Origin of the sequence: Tabrizicola sp. M-4 (assembly GCF_051132405.1) — a bacterium.
Taxonomy (GTDB): Bacteria; Pseudomonadota; Alphaproteobacteria; order Rhodobacterales; family Rhodobacteraceae; genus Paragemmobacter.
In genome coordinates this window covers 2,480,592-2,506,526 of the sequence record NZ_CP128606.1, presented here as the reverse complement: position 1 = coordinate 2,506,526, position 25,935 = coordinate 2,480,592, and the positions used below count along the sequence as shown (strand labels likewise).

The following is a 25,935-nucleotide window of genomic DNA, read 5'->3' as shown; positions in this document are numbered from 1 at the left end:
ATACCTATGAAAATCTCGCATCGCGCGCTCTTGGGCGCGACGGTTTCGCTCACCCTTGCGGGGGCGGCGATGGCCGAAACCACCATCACCGTCGCGACCGTCAACAACGGCGACATGGTCCGCATGCAGGGCCTGATGGACGACTTCTACGCCAAGCATCCCGACATCAAGGTCGAATGGGTGACGCTGGAAGAAAACGTTCTGCGTCAGAATGTTACGACCGATATCGCCACCGGCGGCGGTCAGTATGACGTCATCACCATCGGCACCTACGAGGTTCCGATCTGGGGCAAGCAAGGCTGGCTCACCTCGCTCAACGACCTGCCGCCGGAATATGACGTGGACGACCTTCTCCCCGCCATCCGGGGCGGTCTGACGGTCGACGGCAACCTCTACGCCGCGCCCTTCTACGGTGAATCCTCGATGGTCATGTACCGCAAGGACCTGATGGAAGCCGCCGGCCTCACGATGCCCGACGCCCCCACCTGGGCCGATATTGAAAAAGCCGCCGCCGCGATGACCAACCGCGATCAGGACATCAACGGCGTCTGCCTGCGCGGCAAGGCCGGCTGGGGCGAAAACATGGCCTTCCTGACCGCCATGTCCAACTCCTTCGGCGCGCGCTGGTTCGACGAGAACTGGAACCCCCAGTTCGACCAGCCGGAATGGAAGGCGACGCTCGACTTCTACCTGAACCTGATGAACAACTACGGCCCCGCCGGTGCCTCGAACAACGGGTTCAACGAAAACCTGACGCTGTTCCAGCAGGGCAAGTGCGGCATGTGGATCGACGCCACCGTGGCGGCCTCCTTCGTGACGGGCAAGGACTCAACCGTCGCCGACAAGGTGGGCTTCGCGTTGGCGCCGGACAACGGGCTGGGCAAGCGCGGCAACTGGCTCTGGGCATGGTCGCTGGCGATCCCGTCCTCATCCGACGCGCAGGACGCGGCCAAGACCTTCATCGACTGGGCGACCAACAAGGACTACCTTGCCCTCGTCGCGTCGAAGGAAGGCTGGGCGAACGTGCCTCCGGGCACCCGCACCTCGCTCTATTCCAACGAGGAATACGCCAAGGTCCCCTTCGCCAAGATGACCATCGACAGCATCAACGCGGCTGACCCGACCAACCCGACGGTCAAGCCCGTGCCTTACGTCGGCGTGCAGTTCGTCGCGATCCCGGAATTCCAGGGCCTCGGCACGACCGTGGGTGAAATCTTCTCCGCCGCTCTGGCCGGCCAGAAGACCTCGGACGAGGCGCTTGCCGAAGCGCAGGCTGCCGTGACCGAGGAGATGAAGGCCGCAGGCTACATCCAGTGATCCTCCCGCCCGGGGGCGGCCTTCGTGCTGCCCCCGGTTTTTCCAATTATCCCCAGTAATTTACGCAGCGAACCTCGCCACGGGACGCAACCCGTCCGGCCCCGCATCCCTACCGGAGACGCCCATGTCCACCCAATCCACCCGTCTCGCCGCGCGCCTGATGGTGGCCCCTTCGGTCTTTGTCCTGTTCATCTGGATGATCGTGCCGCTGGCCATGACGCTCTATTTCTCCTTCCGCTTCTACCGGCTCTTGACGCCGGAACGGTCGGGCTGGGTGGGGTTCAACCATTACCTCTGGTTCCTGAACGCGCCGGAATTCTGGCTGGCGCTCTTCAACACGCTGGCCCTCGTCGGCGGCGTCCTCATCATCACCGTGATCCTCGGCGTGCTGATCGCCCTTCTGATCGACCAGCCGGTGAAGGGGCAGGGGATGCTCCGCATCCTCGTCATCGCGCCCTTCTTCGTCATGCCCCCCGTCGCGGCTTCGATCTGGGAAAACCTGTTCATGCACCCGCAGAACGGCCTCTTCTCGGCCATCGCACGGGGTTTCGGGCAGCAACCCATTCTGTTCCTTGAGGATTATCCCCTGATGTCCGTCATCGGCATCGTCTCATGGGAATGGCTCCCCTTCGCCACGCTGATCTTCCTGACCGCGCTGCAATCGCTGTCCTCGGAACAGCTTGAGGCGGCTGAGATGGATGGCGCCTCCGCCCCGAACCGCTTCCGCTACATCATCCTGCCGCACCTGACCCGCGCCATCACGGTGGTCATCCTGATCCAGACCATCTTCCTTCTGGGCATCTTCGGCGAGATCTTCACGACCACGCAGGGCGGCCCCGGATCGGCCTCCACCACGCTGCCCTACATGATCTTCAAACAGGCCATCGTCGCCAAGGACATAGGCCGCGCCGCCGCCGGGGGGATCATCGCCGTCATCCTCGCCAATATCGTCGCCTATTTCCTGATGCGCGGCATCGGGCGGCATCTGGACGCGTAAGGAGCATCACATGGCCCGCGCCGCATCCCCCCGCCGCAAGCTGATCACCACCCTCGCCGCATGGGGCGTGGCGCTGCTGATCTTCTTCCCCGTCCTCTGGATGATCCTGACCAGCTTCAAGACCGAAGCCTCCGCCGTCGCCATGCCGCCGCAGTTCCTGTCGGCGGACTGGACGACCGAGAACTATGCCGAGGTCTGGCAGCGGTCCGACTATCCCCGCTTCTTCTGGAATTCGGTCGTGATTTCCGTGGGGTCCACCCTGCTGGGCCTCGTCATCGCGATCCCCGCCGCTTGGTCCATGGCCTTCGTCCCCGGCAAGCGGACCAAGGACCTTCTGATGTGGATGCTGTCGACCAAGATGATGCCAGCCGTCGCGGTCCTGATCCCGCTTTACCTCGTCTTCCAGCGCATCGGCCTCTTCGACACCAAGCTCGGCCTCATCCTCGCGCTGATGCTGATGAACCTGCCGATCATCATCTGGATGCTCTACACCTACTTCAAGGAAATCCCCGGCGAGATCCTCGAGGCCGCGCGGATGGACGGCGCATCGCTCTGGAACGAGATCGTCTATGTCCTCACGCCGATGGCCCTTCCCGGCATCGCCTCCACCATGCTGCTGAACATCATCCTCGCCTGGAACGAGGCGTTCTGGACCATCACCCTGACGACGACCAAGGCCGCGCCCCTCTCGGCCTTCATCGCCAGCTTCTCGGCCCCGCAGGGCCTGTTCTACGCGAAACTCTCGGCGGCCAGCGCAATGGCCATCCTGCCGATCCTGATCCTTGGCTGGTTCAGCCAGAAGCAACTCGTCCGCGGCCTGACCTTCGGCGCGGTGAAGTGAGGAAGACATGGGAAAGATCCAGCTCACACAGGTCCGCAAATCCTTCGGCGAGGTGGATGTCATCCCCGGCATCGACCTGTCGATCGAGGATGGCGAATTCGTCGTCTTCGTCGGCCCCTCGGGCTGCGGGAAATCCACGCTGCTGCGCCTGATCGCGGGGCTGGAGGATACGACCTCGGGCACCATCGCCATCGACGGCAAGGACGCGACGAACCTGCCCCCCGCCAAGCGCGGGCTGGCGATGGTGTTCCAGAGCTACGCGCTCTACCCCCACATGACGGTGAGGAAGAACATCGCCTTCCCGCTGAAGATGGCCGGCATGTCCGAACAGGAACAGACCGCCCGCGTCGAACGCGCGGCGAAGGTCCTCAACCTCACCTCCTACCTCGACCGCCGTCCGGGACAACTTTCGGGTGGCCAGCGCCAGCGCGTCGCCATCGGCCGCGCCATCGTGCGCGAACCCTCGGCCTTCCTCTTCGACGAGCCGCTCTCCAACCTCGACGCTGCCCTCCGCGTCGGCATGCGGCAGGAGATCACCGAGCTTCACCAGTCCCTGAAAACCACCATGATCTACGTGACCCATGATCAGGTGGAGGCGATGACCATGGCCGACAAGATCGTCGTCCTGAACGCAGGGAGGATCGAACAGGTCGGCTCGCCCCTCGAACTCTATCACCGTCCGCAGAACCTGTTCGTGGCGGGCTTCATCGGCAGCCCGAAGATGAACTTCCTCGACGGCGAGAAGGCCGCGAAGCATGGCGCGGCGACCATCGGCATCCGGCCCGAACATATCGACATCACGCCCGACGGGCCGTGGCAGGGAACGGTCGGGCTGACGGAACATCTGGGCTCCGACACCTTCCTCAAGGTGACGCTGGACACGGGCGAAACCCTGACCGTCCGCGCCAGCGGCGAGGTTGCGCTGCATCATGGCGACCGCATCGCGCTGGCCCCGCAGGGGGCAAAGATCCACCGCTTCGACGCGACCGGAAAGGCAATGGCATGAGACTTCAGGGAAAAACCGCCCTCATCACGGGTGCCGCGCGTGGGATCGGTCTGGAATTCGCCCGCGCCTACATCGCCGAAGGGGCGACGGTCGCGCTTGCCGACATCAATGCCGAAGCCGTGGCGAAGGCCGCCGAAAGCCTCGGCCCGCAGGCCGTCGCCGTGCAGATGGACGTCACGCGGCAGGACAGCATCGACGCGGGCTTCGCCGATGCCGTGGCGAAACTTGGCCACCTTGATATCCTCATCAACAACGCCGCGCTCTTCTCCGCCGCCCCCATCGCCGAAATCACCCGCGCCGATTATGACCGCCTCTTCGCGGTGAACGTCGCCGGAACCATGTTCTGCACGCAGGCCGCCGCGCGCCACATGATCGCGCGGGGGCAGGGCGGCACGATCATCAACATGGCAAGCCAAGCAGGCCGCCGCGGCGAAAGCCTCGTCGCCGTCTATTGCGCCACCAAGGCCGCCGTCATCAGCTTCACCCAATCGGCGGGCCTGAACCTCATCCAGCACGGCATCAACGTGAACGCCATCGCGCCGGGCGTGGTGGATGGCGAACATTGGGACGGGGTCGACGCCTTCTTCGCCAAGTATGAAAACAAACCGCTCGGCCAGAAGAAGCGCGAAGTGGGCGCATCGGTCCCCTTCGGCCGCATGGGCACCGCCGCCGACCTCACCGGAATGGCGATCTTCCTTGCCACGGCAGAGGCGAAATACATCGTCGCCCAGTGCTTCGGCGTCGATGGCGGGAACTGGATGGCCTGACATGCCCTCCCGCCGCGCCCCCGCTAAACCATTTGCTAACCGCGCCGCGCCACCCTTGGCGCAGGCCCCCGCTGCCCTGACCCGAGGCTTCCAATGACCGCCACCGCTTCGCTGCCCGCCTATGACCGCAGCCGCCTGACCCCCGGCATCGTCCATATCGGCCTTGGCAATTTCCACCGCGCCCATATGGCCGTCTATCTGGACGACCTCTTCGCGATGGGCGAGGGGATGGACTGGGCCATCATCGGCGCGGGGGTGCGCGCGCCGGATGCCCGGATGCGGGACGCGCTGAAGGCGCAGGACTGCCTCTCCACCGTCATCGAGCTTGATCCCAAGGGCAAGACCGCCCGCCGCATCGGCGCGATGGTGGATTTCGTCGAGGTGCAGCCCGACAACGCCGCCCTCGTCGCCGCCATGTCGCGCCCCGAAATCCGCATCGTGTCGCTGACGGTGACGGAAGGGGGCTATTACGTCGACCCCGCCACGGGCCGCTTCGACCCGACCCATCCCGACATAGCCGCCGACGCCCGCAGGCCCGACCACCCCGCCACCGTCTTCGGCGCGATCCTTGCCGCGCTGCGCGCCCGCCGCGCGGCGGGCATCCAGCCCTTCACCGTCATGTCCTGCGACAACCTCCCCGGCAATGGCCATGTGACCAGGGCCGCCGTCGCAGGCCTCGCCCGCCTGTTCGACCCCGCGCTGGCCGACTGGGTTGTGGCCAATGTCGCCTTCCCCAACGGCATGGTGGACCGCATCACCCCCGCCACGGGCCCCCGCGAACGCGCGATGGCGGCACAGTTCGGCCTTGCCGACGATCCCGTCCCCGTCACCTGCGAACCCTTCCGCCAATGGGTGCTGGAGGACCATTTCCCCGCAGGCCGCCCCCCGCTGGAACAGGTGGGCGTGACCTTCACCCCCCATGTCCACGCCTTCGAGACGATGAAGATCCGCATCCTGAACGGCGGCCATGCGATCATCGCCTATCCCGGCGGGCTTCTGGATATCGAATATGTGCATGAAGCGATGGCGGACCCGCTCATCTCGGGCTTCCTCGACAAGGTCGAACGGGAAGAGATCATCCCCATCGTCCCGCCCGTGCCGGGGACCGACCTTAACGATTACTTTACCTTGATCCGTGACCGTTTCTCCAACCCCGAGGTGGCCGATACCGAACGCCGCCTCTGCCTCGACGGGTCGAACCGGCAGCCAAAGTTCATTATCCCCTCCATCACGGACAATCTTGCGCGGGGGAACCTGCCGCGGGGCCTGCTTCTGGAATCGGCGCTATGGTGCCGGTATTGCATGGGAATTTCGGATTCAGGCAAGGTGATCGAACCCAACGATCCGAACTGGGACAGGTTGCAGGCCAATGCGCGCGCCGCCGCCTCCGATCCGGTGGCATGGCTGGGGATGGAGGATATCTACGGCGACCTCGCGCAGAACCGCGACTGCCTTGCCACCTTCGCGGCCTTCCTCGCCGACCTCGGCGCAAGGGGCACGCGCGCGGTCCTCTCCGATTACCTCAAAGGCTGAGGCCGCCTTCTCGCCCTGCCCATGATTTGGGCAATACGCCCGAATTCCGGGCGCATCCCCGGCAATCCGGGCTGCCCGCGCATCGGGCAACCTCCCTTGCGTTGAACCGCCCCACCCGCGGCCCTTGGATGGCGCAAAGCCATTCCAGCCGGGACGCGCATGACCGCCCTGACCGCCATCCCCACGCCCCAGATGCAACGCAGCCGCGGTGAGGCGGCGGTGCGCCTTCGGCGTGACGGTGACCGGACCCGTCTTGTCGATCTGCGCCAGCAGGGATCGGCCAAGGCCATCCTGCCCCATGTCGGCAGCGTTCCGGAGGTGGTTTTCCTTAACACATCGGGTGGGCTGACGGGCGGTGACCGGCTGTCCTACGCGCTGCACCTTGGCCATGGCGTGCAGGCCACGGCCACCACCCAGACGGCGGAACGCGCCTATCGCGCCTCATCAGGCACCGCACGGGTAGAGGTCACACTCGGCGTCGGGGCGGCGGGCTGGGTCGACTGGCTGCCGCAGGAAACGATCCTCTTCGATGCCTCGGCCCTCGACCGCAATACCCGCATCGACCTAGGCCCCGGCGCAGGATGTCTGGCGCTGGAGGCAGTCGTTCTGGGCCGGCATGCCATGGGCGAGGTCGTGGAACGCCTGTCCTTCCGTGATCGGCGCGAGATCCGCCGCGAGGGGCGTCTGGTCCATCTGGAACCGCTGGTGATGGAGACGGCGGCCCTTGCCGCAGGTCAGGCGGTCCTTGGCGGCGCGCGCTGTTTTGCCAGCCTCGTCCTTGTCACCCCCTCCGCCTCCGACGCACTGGGCCCTTTGCGCCGCGTGCTGGACGAACCGGGGGTGACGGCAGCGGCCTCGGCCTTCGACGGGCGTCTGGTACTGCGCGTGATGGCGGGCGACGGCTGGCCTCTGCGCCGCCAGATCGCGCGGGCGCTTTCGGTCTTGCGGCGTGGGGCGGTCCTGCCGCGCGTCTGGCAGTTTCAGGAGAATGGGCGATGAACCTGACCCCAAGGGAAAAGGACAAGCTTCTGGTCAGCCTTGCCGCCATTGTGGCGCGGGGCAGGCTGGCACGGGGCGTGAAGCTCAATCACCCCGAAGCCGTTGCCCTGATTACGGATTTCGTCGTGGAAGGCGCGCGTGATGGCCGCTCTGTCGCCGATCTGATGGAGGCAGGCGCCCATGTCGTGACCCGCGAGCAATGCATGCAAGGCATCGCCGAGATGATCCACTCCGTTCAGGTCGAAGCGACCTTTCCCGACGGCACCAAGCTGGTGACCGTCCATCACCCCATCCGCTGAAAGGGTCCCGTCATGTCGTTCCGCTCGTCACTGATCCCTTCCGCGCTGCTGGCCACTGTGCCTGCGGTTGTTTTCGCCCATCAAGGGCACGGCTCGGGCTTCCTCAGCGGCCTTGGCCACCCCGTCGGCGGGATGGATCACCTGCTGGCGATGCTTGCAGTGGGCCTCTGGGCCGCCATGCTGGGCGGGCGGGCCGTCTGGGCGCTGCCGATCTCATTTGTCGCGGCGATGCTGGCGGGGGGCGCGCTCGGCCTGTCCGGCCTGCCACTGCCGGGGGTGGAGCCGATGATCCTCGCCTCCGTCGTCCTTCTTGGTGTGGCAGCGGCCTTGGCGCTGCGCCTGCCGATGGGCTGGGCGGTGCTGGCCGTTGCGGCCTTCGGCCTGTTTCACGGCCATGCCCACGGGGCGGAGGGGCCGCAGACTGGCCTCGCACTCTACGCGGCGGGCTTTGCACTTGCGACGATGGGTCTGCATCTGGTCGGGCTGGCGTTGGGTCTGGGCCTTGGCCGTCTGGCGGCAAGCGGCACGTTGCGTATGCTGGGACTTGGCACGGCGCTGGGCGGCCTGTCCCTGATCTTCGGATAGGGAGGCGCGCGATGATCCCCGGTGAGATCTTCCCCGCAGCAGGCGAGATCGTCCTGAACGAAGGGGCCGAGGTTACGGTCCTCATGGTCGCCAATACCGGCGACAGGCCCGTTCAGGTCGGCAGTCACTACCATTTTGCCGAAACCAACCCCGGCCTCGCCTTCGACCGCGACGCCGCAAGGGGCAAGCGTCTGGACATACCGGCCGGAACCGCCGTCCGGTTCGAACCGGGGCAAAGCCGCGAGGTGCGGCTTGTCCCCCTGTCTGGCGAACGGGTCGTGCATGGGTTCAACGGCAAGGTGATGGGGCCGCTGTAGGGTTTCTGCCTGTCTGGGAAAGGAAAAGGGGGAGGGATGGGAATGATGCCGGTCGATCTGATGCGGATGCAGATGGCGATGGCCTTCGGTCTGCTGGACATGCAGCAAAGGATGGTCAGCGGCGCTTGGCAGATGGCGCTGTGGTGGCTTCCGCCCGCCACCGTGGCGCTGCCGGATGCCGGCAACGGCGGCACGCCCGGCGGCGGGCGACGGGCAAGGCAGTGATGCCGCCTACCCTCCACGGCCCCAATCGATCAAGGAGTTGATGCCATGCCCTTCGCCATCCCCCGCGCCGCCTATGCCGACATGTATGGTCCCACCGTGGGCGATCGGGTCCGTCTGGGCGATACGGAACTGATCATCGAGGTGGAGCGTGACCTCATCGCCGAGCGGTCGTCAGGCGGGGCGAATGCACCGCGCTACGGCGAGGAGGTGAAGTTCGGCGGCGGAAAGGTGATCCGCGACGGGATGGGGCAAAGCCAGATCACCCGCGCAGCGGGTGCGATGGATACGGTCATCACCAATGCCCTGATCGTGGACTGGACGGGTATCTACAAGGCCGATGTCGGTCTGCGCGACGGCCGCATCGCCAAGATCGGCAAGGCGGGCAATCCGGATACGCAGCCGGGCGTGGACGTGATTATCGGGCCCGGAACCGAAATCATCGCGGGCGAAGGGCGCATCCTGACGGCAGGGGGGATGGACGCGCATATCCATTTCATCGCGCCGCAACAGATCGATGATGCGCTGCATTCCGGGATCACCACCATGCTGGGTGGCGGAACGGGGCCTGCGCATGGGACGCTGGCCACCACCTGCACGCCGGGGCCTTGGCACATCATGCGGATGATGCAGGCGGCGGATGCGTTCCCGATGAACCTTGCCTTTGCCGGAAAGGGCAACGCCTCGCTGCCTGCGGCGATCGAAGAGCAGGTGAGGGCGGGGGCCTCCTGCCTGAAACTGCACGAGGATTGGGGGACCACCCCCGCCGCCATCGACTGCTGCCTGACGGTGGCGGATGCGATGGATGTGCAGGTCATGATCCATACCGATACGCTGAACGAATCCGGCTTTGTCGAGAATACCTTGGCAGCTATCGGGGGCCGCACGATCCATGCCTTCCACACCGAAGGGGCAGGCGGCGGTCATGCGCCTGACATCATCAAGGTAGTGGCGTCGCAGAACGTGCTGCCATCCTCGACCAACCCTACGATGCCCTACACCGTGAACACGATCGAAGAGCATCTCGACATGTTGATGGTGTGCCACCACCTCGACCGCAAGGTGCCAGAGGATGTGGCCTTTGCCGAAAGCCGCATTCGGCGCGAGACCATCGCGGCCGAGGATATCCTGCATGATATCGGGGCATTCTCAGTTATCTCCTCCGACAGTCAGGCGATGGGGCGGGTGGGTGAGGTGATCACCCGGACATGGCAGACGGCCCACAAGATGAAGGTGCAGCGCGGGCGGCTGGAGGAGGAGCAGGGCGAGAACGACAACCTGCGAGTCCGTCGGTATGTCGCGAAATACACGATCAACCCGGCCATCGCGCATGGGCTTTCGGCGCATATCGGCAGCGTCGAGGTGGGCAAGCGTGCCGACCTCGTCCTCTGGTCGCCCGCCTTCTTTGGGGCGAAGCCGGAGATGGTGCTGATCGGTGGCTGCATCGTCGTGGCGCAGATGGGCGATCCGAACGCCTCCATTCCCACGCCGCAACCTGTGCATACACGGCCCATGTTCGGTGCCTTCGGCGGCAGCGTGATCCGCAACGCCGTCACCTTCGTGTCCAAGGCGGGGCTGGAGGCGGATGTGCGCGGGCAATACGGGCTTGCGAAGGAGGTGGTCGCGGTGGAAGGCTGCCGGGGCATCGGCAAACGCGACATGCGCCTGAACGATGCCACCCCCACGATCGAGGTGCATCCCGAAACCTATGAGGTGCGCGCGGATGGCGTCCTGCTGACATGCGAACCGGCGCGGGAATTGCCATTGGCGCAGCGTTACTTCCTGTTCTGAGGTCCGTGGCGCAGGATGCAGGCACTGGGATCAATGCATCGGACGCTCCGCTGCGCCCTGACTGCTGCGCCGGATCGGCCAGCCGGGACGCGGGCCGCGTGCCTGCACCGCAAGGGTGCGGACGACGGTCCGCAGGCTTTCGCGCCAATAGGCGGGATCGGTGCGGATCGCCTCTGGCAACAGCGCGGGGTCGAACTGGCGCACCCTTTGTTCCGTGACCTCGACCCGGTGCCAGCGGCCCTGCCGTCCCTCTTCCGGAGTGGCAAGAAGGGTTGCCCGCAAGTCCGCCTCGCGCGCCTGAAGCCGGGCGATTTCGGCGCGGATTTCGGCAAGTTCGTCGGCAGGGGAAAGGCTGTGCATGTGCGACTCCGTTCTGGGATGGGGAATGGTCGCAGGCAGGAATTAAGAAGGCGTGACGACGCGCGGGCCTGCCGATGCTAGGATCGGCGCGGACGGAAACGGAAAGGGGCGGGGCGATGGGCGATTATCCCGATGCGATGGTGCTAGTGCGGGCTGCTGAACTGGCCGGACGCACAGCCGTGGACCGTGTGGTGCTGGGGTATGAGGAGCGTTTCCTGCGCCGCAAGCGGTTGGTCACCGAGGGTGGCAAGGGCGTGCTGGTCAACCTTGCCGAAACCATTAGCGTGGAGGCGGGCGATTGCTTCGAATTGCTGGACGGTCGCCTGATCGCGGTCGAGGCGGCGGCAGAGCCGGTGCTGGAGGTGAGGGGCGACCTGCCGCGTCTGGCATGGCATATCGGCAACCGCCATACGCCCTGCGAAATCGGGCATGATCGTCTGGTGATCCGCGATGACCATGTGCTGAAGGCGATGCTGGTACAGTTGGGGGCTACGGTCAGCCACGCGATGGCACCCTTCCGGCCCGAGGGCGGGGCCTATGGCCATGGGCGCACCATGGGGCATGACCACGGGCACGGCCATGTGCCGCATGTCTTCAGCCTTGGCCATGCCCACGGCCCCCTGCACGTGCAGACCCAAGGCTTCCGCCGGGTCGAAGACGAGCCGGAGGTCGCGGAAGAGTGACCGCCGCCCTGATGACGCTTGTCCAATGGCTGTCGCCTGCCTTTCCGACGGGGGCCTTCGCCTATTCCCACGGGATGGAGCAGGTGATCGCGGATGGCGGCATCCGGTCGGGGGCCGAACTGGAAGGCTGGCTTTCCGACATCCTGCGCTTCGGTGCCGGGAAACAGGATGCGGTGCTGCTCTCCGCCGCGTTGGAACCCGGGGCGGATCATGATGAGCTTGCCGCGCTTTGCGTGGCCCTTCAGCCCTCGGCCGAGCGGCTGCGCGAGGTGGCGGAGCAGGGCGCGGCCTTCGCCCGCACCGTTGCGGCGATGACGGGGACGATGGTGGTGGAACGGCCCCTGCCGGTGGCCGTGGGTGCGGCGGCGGCGGGGCTGGGCCTGCCCAAGCAGCAGGTCATCGCGCTTTACCTGCATGCCTTTGCATCGAACCTCGTCTCGGTCGCTGTGCGCTTCGTCCCGCTGGGGCAGAATGACGGGCAGGCGGCGCTGTCGCGGTTGCATCCGCTTCTGGCGCAGCTTGCAGAAGAGGCGGCGGGGCTAGGTGTGGACAGCATCGCCAGCGCGGCCTTGGGGGCCGACATGGCGGCGATGCGGCATGAGGGAATGGATGTGAGGATCTTCAAGACATGAGCGCGCATGGACCTTTGCGGGTGGGGATCGGGGGGCCTGTGGGCGTGGGCAAGACGACCCTGACGGAACAGCTGTGCCGCGCCTTGGCGCATCGCTGTTCGATGGCGGTGATCACCAATGACATCTACACCCGTGAGGATGCCGAATACCTGATGCGGGCGCAGGTCCTGCCGGTGGAGCGCATAAGGGGCGTGGAGACGGGGGGCTGCCCTCATACCGCGATCCGCGAGGATGCCAGCATCAACCTTGCCGCCGTGGCCGATCTGCGCGGGGCTTTTCCCGACCTCGACCTGATCCTGATCGAAAGCGGGGGCGACAATCTGGCCGCGACGTATAGCCCGGAACTGGCCGACCTGACGATCTATGTGATCGACACCGCCGCCGGGCAGGACATTCCGCGCAAGCGCGGGCCGGGGGTGACGCGGTCGGACCTTCTGGTCGTCAACAAGACGGACCTTGCGCCCTATGTCGGGGTCGACCCGGTGCTTCTGGAAGAGGACACGCGGCGGGCGAGGGGAAGCCGCCCCTATGTGATGGCGCGGCTGCGTCAGGGGCAGGGCGTGGCCGAGATCGTGGATTTCCTGCGCCGCGAAGGCGGTCTGGTGCTGACGGCCTGAAATCCGGGCAGGTTGAGGAAAGGGCCGGGTCTTCGAGACCCGGCCCTTCGCATTTCCGACACTTTGCCGCCCGGATACGGCCTGAGTCGGCGGATGCCGGGTTTGTGATCGCCCAAAACTTTGGCGATGGCCCGCGAATTGCGGAAGGTTTGGGCGCAAGTCTGCGGTTTTTCGTTCCGCACTGCCTGTTCCTGCGGCAGCGATTGCCGCAACGCGGCGAAGGCGTTCTTCTTTCCCTGCGGGGCCGCTGCGGCTCTGGCAAAGGAAAGATGTGCGGCGGGGGCTTCGATGTGGAAGTCCGCCCCCACCGCACGGGGTGCAACCTGAGTTGCCTCTTGAAGATAGTTAACCCCTCCCGGAAAGGGAAGGGCGTCTTCGGGCGGCCTCGAGAGAGGATAATCCATGAACGGATTGAAGGGGATGATGCTGGGCGGCGCGATGGGCATGGCCCTCGCCGGCGCTGCCGTGGCGCAGGAGGAGACGATCAAGGTCGGCGTCCTGCATTCGCTGTCGGGCACGATGGCGATTTCGGAGACGACGCTGAAGGACACGATGCTGATGCTGATCGAGGAGCAGAACGCCAAGGGCGGGCTCTTGGGCAAGCAGCTTGAGGCGGTTGTGGTGGACCCGGCGTCGGACTGGCCGCTGTTTGCCGAAAAGGCGCGTGAGTTGCTGACCGTGTCCAATGTGGATGTGATGTTCGGCTGCTGGACCTCCGTTTCGCGGAAGTCGGTGCTGCCGGTGATCGAGGAGTTGAACGGGCTGCTGTTCTATCCGGTGCAATACGAGGGCGAGGAATCGTCGAAGAACGTGTTCTACACCGGCGCCGCGCCGAACCAGCAGGCGATCCCGGCGACGGACTATTTCCTGGAGGAACTCGGGGTCGAGAAATTCGCGCTGCTGGGGACGGACTATGTCTATCCGCGCACGACGAACAACATCCTTGAATCCTACCTGATCTCCAAGGGCATCCCGAAGGAGGATATTTTCGTCAACTACACGCCCTTCGGCCATTCCGACTGGTCCAAGATCGTGGCCGACGTGGTCGCGCTGGGCGCGGATGGCAAGAAGGTCGGCGTGATCTCGACCATCAATGGCGACGCGAATATCGGTTTCTACAAGGAACTGGCGGCGGCGGGCGTTTCGGCGGATGAGATTCCGGTCGTGGCCTTCTCGGTGGGTGAAGAGGAACTGTCGGGTCTGGATACGTCGAACCTCGTCGGCCACCTTGCAGCTTGGAACTACTTCCAGTCGGCGGACACGCCGGAGAACAAGGCGTTTATCGAAAAGTGGAAGGCCTTTGCCGGTGCGGACCGCGTGACGAACGACCCGATGGAAGCCCATGTCATCGGCTTCAACATGTGGGTGCAGGCCGTGGAAAAGGCCGGGACCACCGATGTGGATGCCGTGCGCGAGGCGATGTATGGGCTTGAGGTGCCGAACCTGACCGGGGGCATCGCCAAGATGCTGCCGAACCATCACCTGACCAAGCCGGTCCTGATCGGCGAGATCCGCGCGGATGGGCAGTTCGACATCATCAGCCAGACCGAACCCGTCCCCGGTGACGCCTGGACCGACTTCCTGCCTGAATCGGCGGTGCTGGAGGCCGATTGGCAGAACCTCGACTGCGGGATGTACAACACCGAGACGAAGACCTGCGTCCAGATCAAGTCGAACTACTGATCCAGGCACGACATGCGGGGGGCTGGATGATCCGGCCCCCCTTTTCCTTGCCGCAGGGTATCATGCGACATTTCCTTCTTTCCCTTGCCACGGCGCTGCTGCTGGCCTTGCCGGGAGTGGCAAAGGCACAGGGTTCGGCTGCCGAAATCCTGAACGAAAACCGTGCCTTGGTGGAGAAGCCGACACGGGCGAAGATCGGCCCGGTGATCGAGGCGCTGGCCGCCAGTGGCGACCCCGTCGCCGCCACCGTGCTTGCGGCCTGGGCCGAAAAGGGGCTGGGCCTGCGCAAGGCGGATGGCGTCTTCTTCCTGATCGAGGCGAGCGGCGATGAGTGGGCCCTGCGCGACCTGACCGGGGCGGATGCGGGCACGGCCCCGAAATCCGACGTGGTGGAGTTGCGCCCCAATGCTGGGGTGCGCGGTCTGATCGCGACGGCGCTGGTGCAGTTCACGCTTTCAGACCCGGACCCGGAGACGCGGGCGGGGGCGCTGACCTCCATCGCGCGCGATCCCGAGCCGTCGCATCTGGAACCGCTGCGCGCGGCCATTGCCGGCGAGACGGACCCAGACCTGAAAGCGCAGAAGGAACGGCTGGAACGCCTGCTGACCCTGCGCTTCGATCCCGACAGCGCGGCGCGGGTGGCCGCGATTGAGGGCTTCGGTGCCGATCTGGGCCTTGACCTGCGCGGGGCGCTGAACCCGCTGCTGGCGACGTCGCGGGTGGCTTTTGCCGGGGTTCCCCCCGCCGGCGCAAACCTTGCGCGTGACCTAGTGCCGGGCAGGGACCTGACCGAGGAAGAGGCCTATGACCTGCTCGTTTCCGCAGGCATGGCCCCGGCGCGGCTGACTGTGGAAGAGGCCCGCGCGGCGCTGGTCGCCAATATCGTGGATGGGGCCGTCGGTGGCGTGCCCGTGGCAGAACTGGGCACGCAGGAGGCGCGCGACAGGGCCTATACGGCGCTGGAGGCTGCGGGGACCGTGCCGCCCGCCGCCACGGATTCCGAGGTCGCGGCGGCCATCGCCGCCCACCGTTTTGCCGAGATCTATGCCGAGCCCGACCCTGAGGTCACCACGGCGGCCAAGGCCGCGCTGGACGCCATCGGGGTGAAGGTCGGCGCGATGCAGACGGCGGATCTGGCGCTGGATGCCATATCACTGGCCTCGATCTATTTCCTTGCCGCCATCGGGCTGGCCATCACCTTCGGCGTGATGCGCGTCATCAACATGGCGCATGGCGAGTTCATCATGATGGGCGCCTATACGGGCTATGTGGTGCAGCTCTTCATCACGAATTATACCCTGTCGATCATCGTGGCGCTGCCCTTGGCCTTTGCCGTGACCTTCGCCGCGGGCGTGGCGATGGAGCGGCTGGTGATCCGCCACCTCTACAAGCGGCCCTTGGAGACGCTGCTTGCGACCTTCGGCATCTCCATCGCCTTGCAGCAGATCGCCAAGAACATCTTCGGCACCCAAGCGCGGCCGCTGACGGCGCCGGGCTGGCTGGACGGGGCGCTGACCTTCAATGACGTGGTGTCGATCAGCTACATCCGCATCGCGATCTTCGTGCTGGCGCTGGTCTTCCTCTTGTTCTTCCTCTGGCTGATGAAGAAGACGCGGCTGGGGCTGGAGGTCCGCGCGGTCACGCAGAACCCGTCGATGGCGGCGAGCATGGGGATCAACCCGGACCGGATCAACATGCTGACCTTCGGCCTCGGCTCCGGCATCGCGGGGATCGCGGGGGTGGCCATCGGCCTGTTTGCCAAGGTCACGTCGGAGCTTGGCTCCGACTACATCGTGCAGAGCTTCATGACGGTGGTCGTGGGCGGTGTGGGCAACATCTGGGGCACGCTGGCCGGGGCCGCGCTGATCGGCGTGTTGCAGAAGGGGATCGAGTGGTTGAACCCCTCGAACACGCTGGCGGCGCAGACCTACATGATCCTGTTCATCATCCTCTTCATCCAGTTCCGCCCTCGGGGGATCATCGCCCTCAAGGGCCGCGCGGCGGGGGATTGAGGATGACGCATGCCCCTTCATCCGTTCTGAAATATCCCACGGGGGTCCGGGGGTGTGAAACCCCCGGACCCGCAGGTGCAACAAGCGCGAGGCTGCAATGACGCGCCAAACCTTCGTCGAGCGGTCCTTTCTGGCAAGGAACCCCTCCGTCCTGTGGTTCATCCTGATCCTCGCCGTCTTCACGCTGGGCGTGACGGTGCTGTCCGAGGCTTACGGGGTGGCGTTCCTCTCCACCTCCTTCGTCAAGACGCTGGGCAAGACGCTGTGCCTCTGCCTCGTCGCGCTGGCGATGGATCTGATCTGGGGCTATGCGGGGATCCTTTCGCTGGGTCACATGGCGTTCTTTGCATTGGGCGGCTACATGCTGGGCATGTGGCTGATGTATGCGCGGACCGAGGAGATCGTGGTCGCGGCATTGGCACAGGGGGGGCTGCCCGCCACGCCCGAGGAGGTGCGGCAGGGGATTGCCGTGCAGATCTTCGGGGTCGTGGGCGCGTCGGAGTTTCCGCCCATCTGGGCCTTCGCGCATAGTTTCTGGGCGCAGATGTTCCTCGTCGTGGCGGTGCCGGGGGTGCTGGCGTTGATCTTTGGGTGGCTGGCCTTCCGGTCCCGCGTGACGGGGGTCTATCTCTCGATCCTGACGCAGGCGATGACCTTGGCGCTGGCGCTGTATCTGTTTCAGAACGATTCCGGCCTGCGTGGCAACAATGGGCTGTCAGGCTTGCAGAACTTGCCGGGGCTGGCCGAGGTGTCGCAGGATGAGGTGTCGATCTGGTTCTTCTGGGCCTCGGCGCTGGCGCTGGGCCTTGGCTATGTGCTGCTGGCCTGGGTCGTGTCGGGGAAGTTCGGGTCGGTGATCCGGGCCATCCGGGATGACGAGCAGCGGGTGCGGTTCCTTGGCTATTCGGTGGAGGGCTACAAGCTCTTCGTCTTCACCCTGACGGCGGTGATCGCGGCGATTGCGGGGGCGCTCTATTACCCGCAGGCGGGGATCATCAATCCGGCGGAGCTGGCGCCCATCGCCTCGATCTATCTGGCGGTCTGGGTGGCGATCGGGGGGCGGGGGCGGCTTTACGGGGCCGTGATCGGGGCGGCCTTCGTGTCGCTCTTGTCGTCGTGGTTCACGGGGGGGCGTGCGCCTTCGGTGCCGCTGGGCTTCTATACGATCAACTGGGTGGACTGGTGGCTGGTGCTGCTGGGGCTGTCCTTCGTGGCGGTGACGCTGTTCGCACCGAAGGGGATCGGGGGGCTGTTCGATCTGTGGCAGGGGTTGCGCAGCCCTGATCGCAAGGGCGCGCCTTTGGGGCCGGATGACGGGGCGCTGATGGATAAGGAGGCGAAGGAATGAGCGCGCTTCTGGAGGTTTCGGGCGTTTCGGTGACGTTTGACGGGTTCCGCGCGATCAACAATCTGTCCTTCTCCATCGGGGCGCAGGAATTGCGCGCGATCATCGGGCCGAACGGGGCGGGGAAGACGACCTTCATGGATATCGTCACCGGCAAGACGCGGCCCGATACCGGGTCTGTCACCTTTGGCGAGCGGTCGGTTTCGCTGCTCTCGCTGTCCGAGGCGCAGATCGCGCGGGCGGGGATCGGGCGGAAATTCCAGCGGCCCACGGTGTTCGAGGATCAGTCGGTGGCCGAGAACCTGACCATGGCGCTGAAGGCCCATCGCGCGCCCTGGCGAGTGCTGTTCTGGCGCGAGGGGGCGGAGGACCGCGCGCGGGTGGAGGCACTGGCCGAAGAGGTGGGGCTGGCCGATGCCCTGCCGCGCAAGGCGGGGGAGTTGAGCCATGGGCAGAAGCAATGGCTGGAGATCGGGATGCTGCTGGCGCAGGAGCCCCGCCTTTTGCTGGTGGATGAACCGGCGGCGGGCATGACGCTGGCCGAGCGGGAGCATACGACGCGGTTGCTGGTCGAGATGGCGAAGACGCGGGCGGTGGTGGTGGTGGAGCATGACATGGACTTCGTGCGGCGGCTGGACTGCAAGGTGACGGTCTTGCACGAGGGGGCGGTTCTGGCCGAGGGGTCGCTGGATCATGTCACGAAGAATCAACAGGTTATCGAAGTCTATCTGGGGCGCGGGTGATGATCAGGACCGAAGGGCTGACGCTGCATTATGGCGGGTCGCAGATCCTTTACGGCATCGACATGGAGGCCAAGGCGGGGGAGGTGACCTGCGTCATGGGGACGAACGGGGTGGGGAAGACCTCCCTGTTGAAAGCTTTGGCGGGGACGCATCCGCGATCCGGTGGGCGGGTCTTTCTTGGCGGGGAAGAGGTGCCCAAGGTGCCACCGCAGGGGATGGCGCAGCGGGGGTTGGCGGTGGTGCCGCAGGGGCGGATGATCTTTCCGCTCTTGACGGTGAAGGAGAACATGGAGACGGCCTTTGCCTTGCTGCCCAAGGCCGAGCATCGGATACCGGATGAGATTTACGAGCTTTTCCCGGTGCTTAAGGACATGGGGCATCGGCGCGGGGGCGATCTTTCGGGGGGGCAGCAGCAGCAATTGGCGATAGCCCGGGCGATGATCATGCGGCCCCGTGTTCTGCTGCTGGATGAACCGACCGAAGGCATCCAGCCCAATATCATCCAGCAGATCGGGCGTGTGATTTCCTACCTTCGGGGCAAGGGGGACATGGCGATCATCCTTGTGGAGCAGTATTTCGATTTCGCCTATGGGCTGGCGGATCGGTTCTATGTGCTGAAGCGGGGTGCGGTGGCTTTGCAGGGGACGAAGGCGGAACTGTCGCAGGAGGAGTTGCGGGCGACCGTTTCGGTGTGACCGCAGGCGGTGCCGTAGAGTGTACCGCAAAGTGTCAGCACGCGGCGGGCAGTGGGTTAACGGGGTGTTGACCGGGTCGGCGGGGTGAACCCCGCCCTACGTGCTTTGGGGGCTGGGAGTGCCGTGCGGCTGGCGGTGCCGTGTAGTGTACCGCAAAGTGTCAGCACGCGGCGGGCGGTGGGTTAACGGGGTGTTGACCGGGCTGGCGGGGTGAACCCCGCCCTACGGGTTTTCGGGGCTGGGCATGCCGTGCCGCAGGTGGGGCCGCAGAGTGTGCCGCAAACTGTCAGCACGCAGCGGGCGGGATATTTACTTATCGTCAACCCCGGCGAAGACGGCAGCGAAACGCAAGAGGGCCCGCCTGCCACGCGGCAGACGGGCCCTTTGGTCCCGGAGGGACGGATCAGTTGGTCGCTTCGCCTTCGGCGGGAGCGGCCTCGCCTTCGGCGGCGGCCGGGGCGGCCGAGAAGGAGGCGAGGAAGGCTGCCACGTTGGCGGCCTCGGTTTCGTTGGTCAGCTTGAACACCATCTTGGACTTCGCCTTGTCGTCGCCCAGCTTGTCCTTCAGGAAGGCAGCGGGGTCGGCGAGGTAGACGGCGAGATCCGCCTCGGTCCAGGTGTAGCCGGAGGCGCCGAGGGCGACGATCGACTCACCATACTTGAATTCCGGATAGGTGCCTGCGGCGCGCCCGACGACGCCATAGAGGTTCGGCCCGGTCTTCGCGTTGCGGCCCGCCAGAACTTCGCCCGCCTCGTTGGCGACGACGTGGCAGGTCTGGCATTTGTTGAACACCTTGGCGCCAGCTTCCGCGTCGCCGGCTGCGAAGGCGGGGGCAGCGAGGACGGTGGACAGGACGGCAAGGGCAGTCAGTTTGGTCTTCATGGGGATCCTCCCGGTTTCTTGGGCGATACTAAACTGGTTCGGCGTTTCGTTCTGGCAAGACTTCGTGAACGGCTGGTGAAGAAATTTCAAGCCGTGCGTCATGCCACCGCATGGGCGACGGCGCACCTTTGCCAGAGCGAGGCGAGGGCAGTCACGAGATGGTCGATATCGGCATCGGTGTGGAGCGGGCCGGGGGTGATGCGCAGTCGTTCCGTCCCCTTGGGCACGGTGGGGTAGTTGATCGGCTGCACGTAGATCGCCCAGTCATCCATCAGGATGTTGGAGATCATGCGGCATTTGACCGGATCGCCGATCATCACGGGGATGATGTGGCTGTCATTGGCCATGTGGGGGATGCCCGCGCGGTCGAGTTTGGCGCGCAGTTTGGCGACGTTCTGCTTTTGCAGGCGGCGCTCCTCGTCCGATTGCTTCAGATGCCGGATGGAGGCGGCGGCGGCTGCGGCGACGGCGGGCGGCAGCGCGGTGGTGAAGATGAAGCCCGAGGCGAAGCTGCGCACGAAGTCGCAGAGAGCGGCGGAGCCGGTGATGTAGCCGCCGACGCAGCCGAAGGCCTTGCCCAGCGTGCCTTCGATCAGGTCGATGCGGTGGGCGAGGCCCATCTCCTCGGTCACGCCGCCGCCGTGGGGGCCATACATGCCGACGGCGTGGACTTCGTCGATATAGGAGAGCGCGCCGTGGGCTTCGCAAACTTCGACGATTTCACGGATGGGGGCGATGTCGCCGTCCATGGAGTAGACGGATTCGAAGGCCACGATCTTGGGACGGTCGCCGACGGCGTGGAGCTTCCGGTCGAGGTCGCGCCAGTCGTTGTGCTTCCACAGCACCTTGTCGGCGCGGGAGTGGCGGATGCCTTCGATCATGGAGGCGTGGTTCTTTTCGTCCGACAGGATCACCGCGTTCGGGATGCGCGCGCCGAGGGTGGAGAGGGCGGCCCAGTTCGACACATAGCCGGAGGTGAAGAGGAGGGCGGCCTCTTTCCCGTGCAGGTCGGCGAGTTCCTGTTCGAGCAGCAGGTGGTGGTGGTTGGTGCCCGAGATGTTGCGCGTTCCGCCCGCGCCGGTGCCGCAGGTCTGGACGGCCTCGACCATCGCCTTCACCACGGTCTCGTTCTGGCCCATGCCGAGATAGTCGTTCGAACACCAGACGGTGACGTCGCGGACCTGCCCGTCCTTGTGGTTCGCGGCGCGCGGGAAGGACCCGCAGCGGCGTTCAAGGTCGGCAAAGACGCGGTAGTTGCCTTCGGCTTTCAGCGCGTCGAGTTGGCCTTGGAAGAGGGCGTCGAAGTCCATGGTCGTCACTTTCTCACTGTCAGTGGCTGGTCGGGTCTTGGGGTGCCCGTTGAGTTTGCTGCTGTGGGGCGCGGCGCGGGAAGCATCCAGCGCCAGAGTTTCTGGTCGGGAAGGGGGATCACCATGAACCAATGCTCGAGAAGCGCGAGCAGGGTCAGGGCAGAGAGGAGGGTGAAGCCTGTGATGTGACCTTCGGTCTGGGCGGACCAGAGCCGTTCGAGGAAGCAGGCGGAGGCGAAGGAGAGCGCGGTGATGGAGGCCGGGAAGAAGGTGTTCATCGGCGCGCGGCGGAAATGGCTGGAGAGATGCGCAAGGGGGCGCGGCAGGAATTCCGTATGGATGCGCGGGACGCCGAAGAAGAGGTTCAGCTTGGCCGAGATGCGAGCGAAGAAGAGGATGGCGAAGGTCCAGAGGGCAAAGCGGTTGCTGGCCCCTTCGGAGACGATGGCGATGATGCCGAGGGTCGCCATCAGGGCAAGTTCGTGCCACAGGATGGTGCCGACGGCGCGGAAGAAGCGTTCCCAGAGCGGCGCGTAGGGCGGGCAGGGGCTGGTGTTGGGGCCTGCGACGATGCCGGAGAGGAAGGCCAGTTCCAGCCAGCCCCAGATGGCCAGCGCGGCGACGAATGCGATGAAGGCGCCGGTGGCGGTATCGTCCTGCAGGGTGTGGCGCAGGGCGATGAAGCCGCCGAGGAGGAGGGGAAGACCGAGGATCACGCTCCAGAGATGGGCGTCGCGGCCTTCGTGATCGGCCCGTTTCACCCGCCACAGGATGATCCCGGTGGAGAACCACCAGAGGAACAGGGCCGAGACGGCGGCGATCCAAGGGGAATTCATGCGCGGCCCCCCCCTTCTGAGGGGGACCGCGCCGGGCGGTGGGACGCGCCCATCCCGCCGCCGCAACCACCGCTTGCGCGGCGATATGCGTGTTTCGGGGTCAAAAACTGGGTTCCAGCCGGACATTGGCCGGGGGAGTCATGTGTTTGACCGGGATCAGGTAGAGACCGGCGAAGGCCAGTGCCGCGCGGGCCGTGGCCGTCTTGTGCGCGATCCAGCCGCCGATGCCACCCTGTTTCTTGGCGCGGTCCATGTCGCGCATGGCGGCATCCATGCGGCGCAGGCCGGGGATCCAACGGGGGTGGTCGATATCCAGTTCCACCGGGAAGACCTGCCGGGCGATGATGGAGGTCTTGCGGAAGACTTCTTGGTCATACCAGTCGATGTCCACGCCGAGGGCGTTGTGGAAATCGACGCGGGCATGGTCGCGGACCCACATGGTCGAATAGACGGCGGTCAGGAAGAAGCGGATCCAGAGCTTGTTGGCGAAGGACTGGGTCAGCGCGGGGTCGGTGCGCATGAGAAGCGCGAAGGCCTCGCCATGGCTGAACTCGTCGTTGCACCATTCCTTGAACCACTTGAAGATCGGGTGGAAGCGGTGTTCGGGATGCGCCTCGAGGTGCCGGTAGATGGTGATGTAGCGGGCGTAGCCGATCTTTTCCGACAGGTACGTGGCGTAGTAGATGAACTTGGGGCGGAAGTAGGTGTACTTCTTGGCCTTGGTCAGGAAGCCGAGGTTCACGGCCACGCCCGCCTCGCGCAGGGCGTCGTTGATGAAGCCTGCATGGCGGGCCTCGTCGCGCGACATATAGCTGAAGAGTTCGCAGATGTCGGGGTTGGTGCCGCGGCGTTTCATTTCCTTGTAGAGCACGCAGCCGGAGAATTCGGCGGTGCAGGAGGACACGAGGAAGTCGATGAATTCGGCGCGCAGGGCGGGGTCCATGCCCTGCCAGTCGACCTCGTCCCAATCGGCGTTCTTCTTGAAATGGCCCTTGTTCGGGTCGGATTTCATCTGACCGAGAAGCTTGTCCCATTCCGCGCGCACCGGGGTGACGTCGATGCGGTCCATCTCGTCGAAATCGGTGGTGTAGAAGCGCGGGTTGAGAAGCGTGGTTTCGGTCGCCATCGCGGTGGTGTCGAAGGCGTCGGCCATTTCGGCGTGCAGCTCGCCGTGGGTGGTGTCGTGCTGCGGTTGGGTGTGGGCGTTCACAGCGTCACCTCTTCGGAGAAGGAGAATTCGCAAAGCTCCATGAATTCCAGATCGCCGGTGAGGCGGGTCCATTGGCGTTCGAGCCAGCTTGCGCGGGTGATCGTGGCGGTGCGGTCCTCGATGACGACCTCGCCATAGGCCGCCATGACGGGCGTGCCGTGGACGAGGACCTCGTCACCGGGATGGACCACGGCGCCGTTGTTGAAACGCACATGGGCGTGCAGGCTTTCGAAGCGATGACTTACTTCGACGGTGCAGGGCACCTGTTCCTTTTCTTTGGTCAAAAGTCCCATTTCTTGGTTCCCTTTATTGATCGAGCAGCCGTTCGAACGCGGCTTTGTTGTCTGATCCGAAAGCGTAGAGTTCGGCGCTCCAGCCCGTTGCGGGGTCTTCGGCGACGAGGCGGCCATTGGCGTAGCGCACGATGTTGATCGGCGGGTTGCCCTCGATCCGGTGCGTCAGGCGTTCGCGGGCCATGGCGTTCTGGATGACCGTGACGAAGCCACCATGCGGCATCTCGGCCAGCAGGGAGCCATCGGGATTGCGGACGGTGACGGCCTGCGCATCCAGACCTTCGAGGATGATCGCGCGGCTTTCGACGACCTCCGATGCCTTCGGCTGGCCCACGGTGGGGCGGTCCGAGACGACGGCGGCGGTGGTGATGGCGAGCGTGGTCACCGCAAGCGCGAACATGGCGCGCAGGAGGGCGGTGGGGATCATCTCAGCCTTCTGGTTGTGCAGGGCGGGTTGGCGCTGTGTCATGGTGATGTCCTCACTCTGCCGCCACGGCATCGGCGGGCGCGGCATCGACGCGGCTGACGACGGGCATGGCGAGACGGGTTTCCGCAGCCTCGGCCAGCAGCCGCGCCACGTTCTCGGCGTCGGGGATGCAGCGCAGGGCGGGTTCGGTCTTTTTCAGGCGGCCGGGGCGCAGATGCGGCCAAAGCGCCGCGAAGGCGAGGCGGGTTTCGCCCAGCGTTTCCAGCGCGATGGTGCCGGTGCCCGTGGGTTTCAGGTCCAGACGGGCGGTTCCCACCTGCGCGAAGGGGATGTTGTAGGTCACCGAAAGCGCGGCGCCGATCTTCATCAACACGCGGGCAGTGGTGATAGTGTAGACGGTAGCGCGGGCCTGTGCCCAGGCCAGCAGCCAGACGACCGCAACCGCAGCAATGGCCAGCACCAGATAGGGCAGGCCGCGCAGGAGGGCGAGGGCCGCGCCGCCATCGGCGAAGCCTGCGCCCGCCTTCCACAGCACGATCAGCGCCATGTAGGCGGCGATCCAGCGGATCTTGAATGCCTCACGCGCGAGGGCGGAGGTGTCGGGGCGGCCCTGCCAGAGGACCTCTTCCCCTTTGGGGAGTGGCGCGGGAATGCCGGGGGCCACGTCGAAGGCGAAATCATCATGGTCTGACATGGTGCAGACCCTTTCAAGCTTGGGGTAAGACGGGGCGGCCCGGGCGCAGGCCGCCCCCCTTTGTCATCAGAAGCCGTGCTTGCGCTTGTCGGCGTCGTACATCCAGCCGCCGGCGACGTAGCCCGAGATCTTGTCTTCCTCGAGTTTCGTGACGGTGGTCAGGGACTTGGTCTGCGGGATGCCTGCGAAGCTGTCGGAGGCAATGGCGCGGACGCGGACGCGGTCCGGCCAGATGCGGGCGAGCGTCATCGGGACAAGGCGCTTGCCGCCCTCGTTCAGCTCGATCTCCAGATAGCGGACGAGCTGTTCGGGGGCATCGACCCACATGTCGGAGACGCGGCCCACGACTTCCAGATCGGCGGCCTGCACGGGAAGCCCGCGCGGGTCGCGCCCGGCGCTGATGACGAAGCCCTTGGCCTGACCCATCGGGACGATCTTGGCATGGCCGTGGCCGTCGAGTTCCGGCTCATCCCGCCGCGGCACCCAGGAGGCGGGGCCGACGCCATCGGCCATCGCGTTGCCGGTGGGCGCATGGGGGAAGCCTTCGGAGACGGCGGTGCGGGCGAGTGCCAGATCGGTGCGGCGGTGGGCTGCCTCGTTCGCGGCGGAGGGAACCGTCACCTCGCCCTTGCCATGCGGCAGTTTGAAGGTCTTGGGCTTTGGCACCGGGAAGGGGCCCTGGTTCGGGGCGGGCGAGCCGTCCTCCATCTCCAGCGGATAGCCTTCGCGCATGTTCTCGGTCTGCAGATAGTAGATCAGCAGCGCGAAGAAGGCCCAGAAGAGCCAGATCGACAGGCTTGCCAGATCGAAGTTTCCAAAGAAGTTGACACCTACCATG

29 protein-coding genes are annotated in these 25,935 nt (G+C 65.5%); 20 read left to right on the top strand and 9 right to left on the bottom strand.

Features of this window, described 5'->3' with window-relative positions:
* The first annotated feature begins 6 nt into the window (after positions 1-6).
* The 12 genes from TabM4_RS12295 to ureC all read left to right on the top strand — a co-directional run bounded on the left by TabM4_RS12295 (position 7) and on the right by ureC (position 10,674).
* Complete coding sequence (locus TabM4_RS12295) at positions 7-1,317, top strand: ABC transporter substrate-binding protein (RefSeq protein WP_434612695.1); 1,311 nt, start codon at positions 7-9, stop codon at positions 1,315-1,317.
* A 124-nt stretch (positions 1,318-1,441) separates the two neighbouring features.
* A complete protein-coding gene (locus TabM4_RS12290; RefSeq protein WP_434612693.1) occupies positions 1,442-2,314 on the top strand; it encodes a carbohydrate ABC transporter permease in 873 nt (290 codons plus the stop codon).
* A 10-nt stretch (positions 2,315-2,324) separates the two neighbouring features.
* Positions 2,325-3,155, top strand: coding sequence for a carbohydrate ABC transporter permease (locus tag TabM4_RS12285; protein ID WP_434612691.1), 831 nt, complete (start codon positions 2,325-2,327; stop codon positions 3,153-3,155).
* 7 nt (positions 3,156-3,162) lie between these two features.
* Positions 3,163-4,161 carry an ABC transporter ATP-binding protein gene (locus TabM4_RS12280; protein WP_434612689.1) on the top strand — a complete coding sequence of 333 codons (999 nt, stop codon included), beginning with the start codon at positions 3,163-3,165 and terminating at the stop codon, positions 4,159-4,161.
* Complete coding sequence (locus tag TabM4_RS12275) at positions 4,158-4,928, top strand: L-iditol 2-dehydrogenase (protein ID WP_434612687.1); 771 nt, start codon at positions 4,158-4,160, stop codon at positions 4,926-4,928. Before TabM4_RS12280 ends, TabM4_RS12275 begins: the two co-directional genes overlap by 4 nt.
* A gap of 93 nt (positions 4,929-5,021) precedes the next feature.
* Positions 5,022-6,461 carry a mannitol dehydrogenase family protein gene (locus TabM4_RS12270; protein ID WP_434612685.1) on the top strand — a complete coding sequence of 480 codons (1,440 nt, stop codon included), beginning with the start codon at positions 5,022-5,024 and terminating at the stop codon, positions 6,459-6,461.
* 159 nt (positions 6,462-6,620) lie between these two features.
* Positions 6,621-7,460 carry an urease accessory protein UreD gene (locus tag TabM4_RS12265; RefSeq protein ID WP_434612683.1) on the top strand — a complete coding sequence of 280 codons (840 nt, stop codon included), beginning with the start codon at positions 6,621-6,623 and terminating at the stop codon, positions 7,458-7,460.
* A complete protein-coding gene (locus TabM4_RS12260; protein WP_434612681.1) occupies positions 7,457-7,759 on the top strand; it encodes an urease subunit gamma in 303 nt (100 codons plus the stop codon). The genes TabM4_RS12265 and TabM4_RS12260 overlap by 4 nt, the downstream gene beginning before the upstream one ends.
* Positions 7,760-7,771: 12 nt before the next feature.
* Positions 7,772-8,344 carry a HupE/UreJ family protein gene (locus TabM4_RS12255; RefSeq protein ID WP_434612679.1) on the top strand — a complete coding sequence of 191 codons (573 nt, stop codon included), beginning with the start codon at positions 7,772-7,774 and terminating at the stop codon, positions 8,342-8,344.
* Positions 8,345-8,355: 11 nt separating this feature from the next.
* Entirely contained in the window at positions 8,356-8,661 is a 306-nt protein-coding gene (locus TabM4_RS12250; RefSeq protein WP_434612677.1) for an urease subunit beta, read from the top strand.
* Positions 8,662-8,697: 36 nt separating this feature from the next.
* Positions 8,698-8,886: a hypothetical protein gene (locus TabM4_RS12245; RefSeq protein ID WP_434612675.1), complete on the top strand. Its 189-nt coding sequence runs from the start codon at positions 8,698-8,700 to the stop codon at positions 8,884-8,886.
* 45 nt (positions 8,887-8,931) lie between these two features.
* Positions 8,932-10,674, top strand: a complete 1,743-nt coding sequence (ureC, locus tag TabM4_RS12240; RefSeq protein ID WP_434612673.1) for an urease subunit alpha — start codon at positions 8,932-8,934, stop codon at positions 10,672-10,674.
* A gap of 30 nt (positions 10,675-10,704) precedes the next feature.
* Here the strand turns inward: ureC and TabM4_RS12235 are convergent, their stop codons facing one another.
* Positions 10,705-11,034 (bottom strand): hypothetical protein, encoded by a 330-nt coding sequence (locus TabM4_RS12235; protein ID WP_434612671.1) that lies wholly within the window; start codon positions 11,032-11,034, stop codon positions 10,705-10,707.
* Positions 11,035-11,150: 116 nt separating this feature from the next.
* Between TabM4_RS12235 and TabM4_RS12230 the strand changes: the two genes are divergently transcribed.
* From TabM4_RS12230 to urtE, 8 genes are all read left to right on the top strand, one after another.
* A complete protein-coding gene (locus tag TabM4_RS12230) occupies positions 11,151-11,717 on the top strand; it encodes an urease accessory protein UreE (protein WP_434612670.1) in 567 nt (188 codons plus the stop codon).
* Positions 11,714-12,349 (top strand): urease accessory protein UreF, encoded by a 636-nt coding sequence (locus TabM4_RS12225; protein ID WP_434612668.1) that lies wholly within the window; start codon positions 11,714-11,716, stop codon positions 12,347-12,349. The genes TabM4_RS12230 and TabM4_RS12225 overlap by 4 nt, the downstream gene beginning before the upstream one ends.
* Positions 12,346-12,966 carry an urease accessory protein UreG gene (gene ureG / locus TabM4_RS12220; protein WP_434612666.1) on the top strand — a complete coding sequence of 207 codons (621 nt, stop codon included), beginning with the start codon at positions 12,346-12,348 and terminating at the stop codon, positions 12,964-12,966. The genes TabM4_RS12225 and ureG overlap by 4 nt, the downstream gene beginning before the upstream one ends.
* A 402-nt stretch (positions 12,967-13,368) precedes the next feature.
* Entirely contained in the window at positions 13,369-14,649 is a 1,281-nt protein-coding gene (gene urtA, locus TabM4_RS12215; protein ID WP_434612665.1) for an urea ABC transporter substrate-binding protein, read from the top strand.
* 62 nt (positions 14,650-14,711) lie between these two features.
* A complete protein-coding gene (gene urtB / locus TabM4_RS12210; protein WP_434612663.1) occupies positions 14,712-16,661 on the top strand; it encodes an urea ABC transporter permease subunit UrtB in 1,950 nt (649 codons plus the stop codon).
* A gap of 97 nt (positions 16,662-16,758) precedes the next feature.
* Positions 16,759-18,009 carry an urea ABC transporter permease subunit UrtC gene (gene urtC, locus TabM4_RS12205; protein ID WP_434612661.1) on the top strand — a complete coding sequence of 417 codons (1,251 nt, stop codon included), beginning with the start codon at positions 16,759-16,761 and terminating at the stop codon, positions 18,007-18,009.
* Positions 18,006-18,749, top strand: coding sequence for an urea ABC transporter ATP-binding protein UrtD (gene urtD, locus TabM4_RS12200; protein ID WP_434612659.1), 744 nt, complete (start codon positions 18,006-18,008; stop codon positions 18,747-18,749). Before urtC ends, urtD begins: the two co-directional genes overlap by 4 nt.
* Positions 18,749-19,444, top strand: coding sequence for an urea ABC transporter ATP-binding subunit UrtE (urtE, locus tag TabM4_RS12195; RefSeq protein WP_434612658.1), 696 nt, complete (start codon positions 18,749-18,751; stop codon positions 19,442-19,444). Before urtD ends, urtE begins: the two co-directional genes overlap by 1 nt.
* A 403-nt stretch (positions 19,445-19,847) precedes the next feature.
* On the opposite strand, the gene TabM4_RS12190 is transcribed toward urtE, so the two are convergent.
* The 8 genes from TabM4_RS12190 to puhA form a co-directional block, all read right to left on the bottom strand.
* Positions 19,848-20,327 (bottom strand): c-type cytochrome, encoded by a 480-nt coding sequence (locus tag TabM4_RS12190; protein WP_434612656.1) that lies wholly within the window; start codon positions 20,325-20,327, stop codon positions 19,848-19,850.
* 98 nt (positions 20,328-20,425) lie between these two features.
* Complete coding sequence (gene hemA / locus TabM4_RS12185) at positions 20,426-21,637, bottom strand: 5-aminolevulinate synthase (protein WP_434612654.1); 1,212 nt, start codon at positions 21,635-21,637, stop codon at positions 20,426-20,428.
* A 5-nt stretch (positions 21,638-21,642) separates the two neighbouring features.
* Positions 21,643-22,473: a putative photosynthetic complex assembly protein PuhE gene (gene puhE, locus TabM4_RS12180; RefSeq protein ID WP_434612652.1), complete on the bottom strand. Its 831-nt coding sequence runs from the start codon at positions 22,471-22,473 to the stop codon at positions 21,643-21,645.
* A 100-nt stretch (positions 22,474-22,573) separates the two neighbouring features.
* The gene (gene acsF / locus TabM4_RS12175) at positions 22,574-23,626 is read right to left on the bottom strand and encodes a magnesium-protoporphyrin IX monomethyl ester (oxidative) cyclase (RefSeq protein ID WP_434622060.1); all 1,053 of its coding nucleotides are present in this window, start codon (positions 23,624-23,626) and stop codon (positions 22,574-22,576) included.
* Positions 23,627-23,679: 53 nt separating this feature from the next.
* Positions 23,680-23,976, bottom strand: a complete 297-nt coding sequence (locus TabM4_RS12170) for a hypothetical protein (protein ID WP_434612650.1) — start codon at positions 23,974-23,976, stop codon at positions 23,680-23,682.
* A gap of 13 nt (positions 23,977-23,989) precedes the next feature.
* On the bottom strand, positions 23,990-24,445 hold the full coding sequence (gene puhC, locus TabM4_RS12165) for a photosynthetic complex assembly protein PuhC (protein WP_434612648.1): 456 nt from the start codon (positions 24,443-24,445) through the stop codon (positions 23,990-23,992).
* A gap of 10 nt (positions 24,446-24,455) precedes the next feature.
* A complete protein-coding gene (gene puhB / locus TabM4_RS12160; RefSeq protein ID WP_434612646.1) occupies positions 24,456-25,097 on the bottom strand; it encodes a photosynthetic complex putative assembly protein PuhB in 642 nt (213 codons plus the stop codon).
* Between the two features lie 66 nt (positions 25,098-25,163).
* Complete coding sequence (gene puhA / locus TabM4_RS12155; RefSeq protein WP_434612644.1) at positions 25,164-25,934, bottom strand: photosynthetic reaction center subunit H; 771 nt, start codon at positions 25,932-25,934, stop codon at positions 25,164-25,166.
* Between the last annotated feature and the right edge of the window lies 1 nt (position 25,935).

Coding starts and splice junctions, on each gene's coding strand:
- TabM4_RS12295 (WP_434612695.1), top strand. CDS start 7: ATGAAAATCTCGCATCGCGCGCTCTTGGGCGCGACGGTTTCGCTCACC.
- TabM4_RS12290 (WP_434612693.1), top strand. CDS start 1,442: ATGTCCACCCAATCCACCCGTCTCGCCGCGCGCCTGATGGTGGCCCCT.
- TabM4_RS12285 (WP_434612691.1), top strand. CDS start 2,325: ATGGCCCGCGCCGCATCCCCCCGCCGCAAGCTGATCACCACCCTCGCC.
- TabM4_RS12280 (WP_434612689.1), top strand. CDS start 3,163: ATGGGAAAGATCCAGCTCACACAGGTCCGCAAATCCTTCGGCGAGGTG.
- TabM4_RS12275 (WP_434612687.1), top strand. CDS start 4,158: ATGAGACTTCAGGGAAAAACCGCCCTCATCACGGGTGCCGCGCGTGGG.
- TabM4_RS12270 (WP_434612685.1), top strand. CDS start 5,022: ATGACCGCCACCGCTTCGCTGCCCGCCTATGACCGCAGCCGCCTGACC.
- TabM4_RS12265 (WP_434612683.1), top strand. CDS start 6,621: ATGACCGCCCTGACCGCCATCCCCACGCCCCAGATGCAACGCAGCCGC.
- TabM4_RS12260 (WP_434612681.1), top strand. CDS start 7,457: ATGAACCTGACCCCAAGGGAAAAGGACAAGCTTCTGGTCAGCCTTGCC.
- TabM4_RS12255 (WP_434612679.1), top strand. CDS start 7,772: ATGTCGTTCCGCTCGTCACTGATCCCTTCCGCGCTGCTGGCCACTGTG.
- TabM4_RS12250 (WP_434612677.1), top strand. CDS start 8,356: ATGATCCCCGGTGAGATCTTCCCCGCAGCAGGCGAGATCGTCCTGAAC.
- TabM4_RS12245 (WP_434612675.1), top strand. CDS start 8,698: ATGGGAATGATGCCGGTCGATCTGATGCGGATGCAGATGGCGATGGCC.
- ureC (WP_434612673.1), top strand. CDS start 8,932: ATGCCCTTCGCCATCCCCCGCGCCGCCTATGCCGACATGTATGGTCCC.
- TabM4_RS12235 (WP_434612671.1), bottom strand. CDS start 11,034: ATGCACAGCCTTTCCCCTGCCGACGAACTTGCCGAAATCCGCGCCGAA.
- TabM4_RS12230 (WP_434612670.1), top strand. CDS start 11,151: ATGGGCGATTATCCCGATGCGATGGTGCTAGTGCGGGCTGCTGAACTG.
- ureG (WP_434612666.1), top strand. CDS start 12,346: ATGAGCGCGCATGGACCTTTGCGGGTGGGGATCGGGGGGCCTGTGGGC.
- urtA (WP_434612665.1), top strand. CDS start 13,369: ATGAACGGATTGAAGGGGATGATGCTGGGCGGCGCGATGGGCATGGCC.
- urtB (WP_434612663.1), top strand. CDS start 14,712: ATGCGACATTTCCTTCTTTCCCTTGCCACGGCGCTGCTGCTGGCCTTG.
- urtC (WP_434612661.1), top strand. CDS start 16,759: ATGACGCGCCAAACCTTCGTCGAGCGGTCCTTTCTGGCAAGGAACCCC.
- urtD (WP_434612659.1), top strand. CDS start 18,006: ATGAGCGCGCTTCTGGAGGTTTCGGGCGTTTCGGTGACGTTTGACGGG.
- urtE (WP_434612658.1), top strand. CDS start 18,749: ATGATCAGGACCGAAGGGCTGACGCTGCATTATGGCGGGTCGCAGATC.
- TabM4_RS12190 (WP_434612656.1), bottom strand. CDS start 20,327: ATGAAGACCAAACTGACTGCCCTTGCCGTCCTGTCCACCGTCCTCGCT.
- hemA (WP_434612654.1), bottom strand. CDS start 21,637: ATGGACTTCGACGCCCTCTTCCAAGGCCAACTCGACGCGCTGAAAGCC.
- puhE (WP_434612652.1), bottom strand. CDS start 22,473: ATGAATTCCCCTTGGATCGCCGCCGTCTCGGCCCTGTTCCTCTGGTGG.
- acsF (WP_434622060.1), bottom strand. CDS start 23,626: ATGGCCGACGCCTTCGACACCACCGCGATGGCGACCGAAACCACGCTT.
- TabM4_RS12170 (WP_434612650.1), bottom strand. CDS start 23,976: ATGGGACTTTTGACCAAAGAAAAGGAACAGGTGCCCTGCACCGTCGAA.
- puhC (WP_434612648.1), bottom strand. CDS start 24,445: ATGACACAGCGCCAACCCGCCCTGCACAACCAGAAGGCTGAGATGATC.
- puhB (WP_434612646.1), bottom strand. CDS start 25,097: ATGTCAGACCATGATGATTTCGCCTTCGACGTGGCCCCCGGCATTCCC.
- puhA (WP_434612644.1), bottom strand. CDS start 25,934: ATGGTAGGTGTCAACTTCTTTGGAAACTTCGATCTGGCAAGCCTGTCG.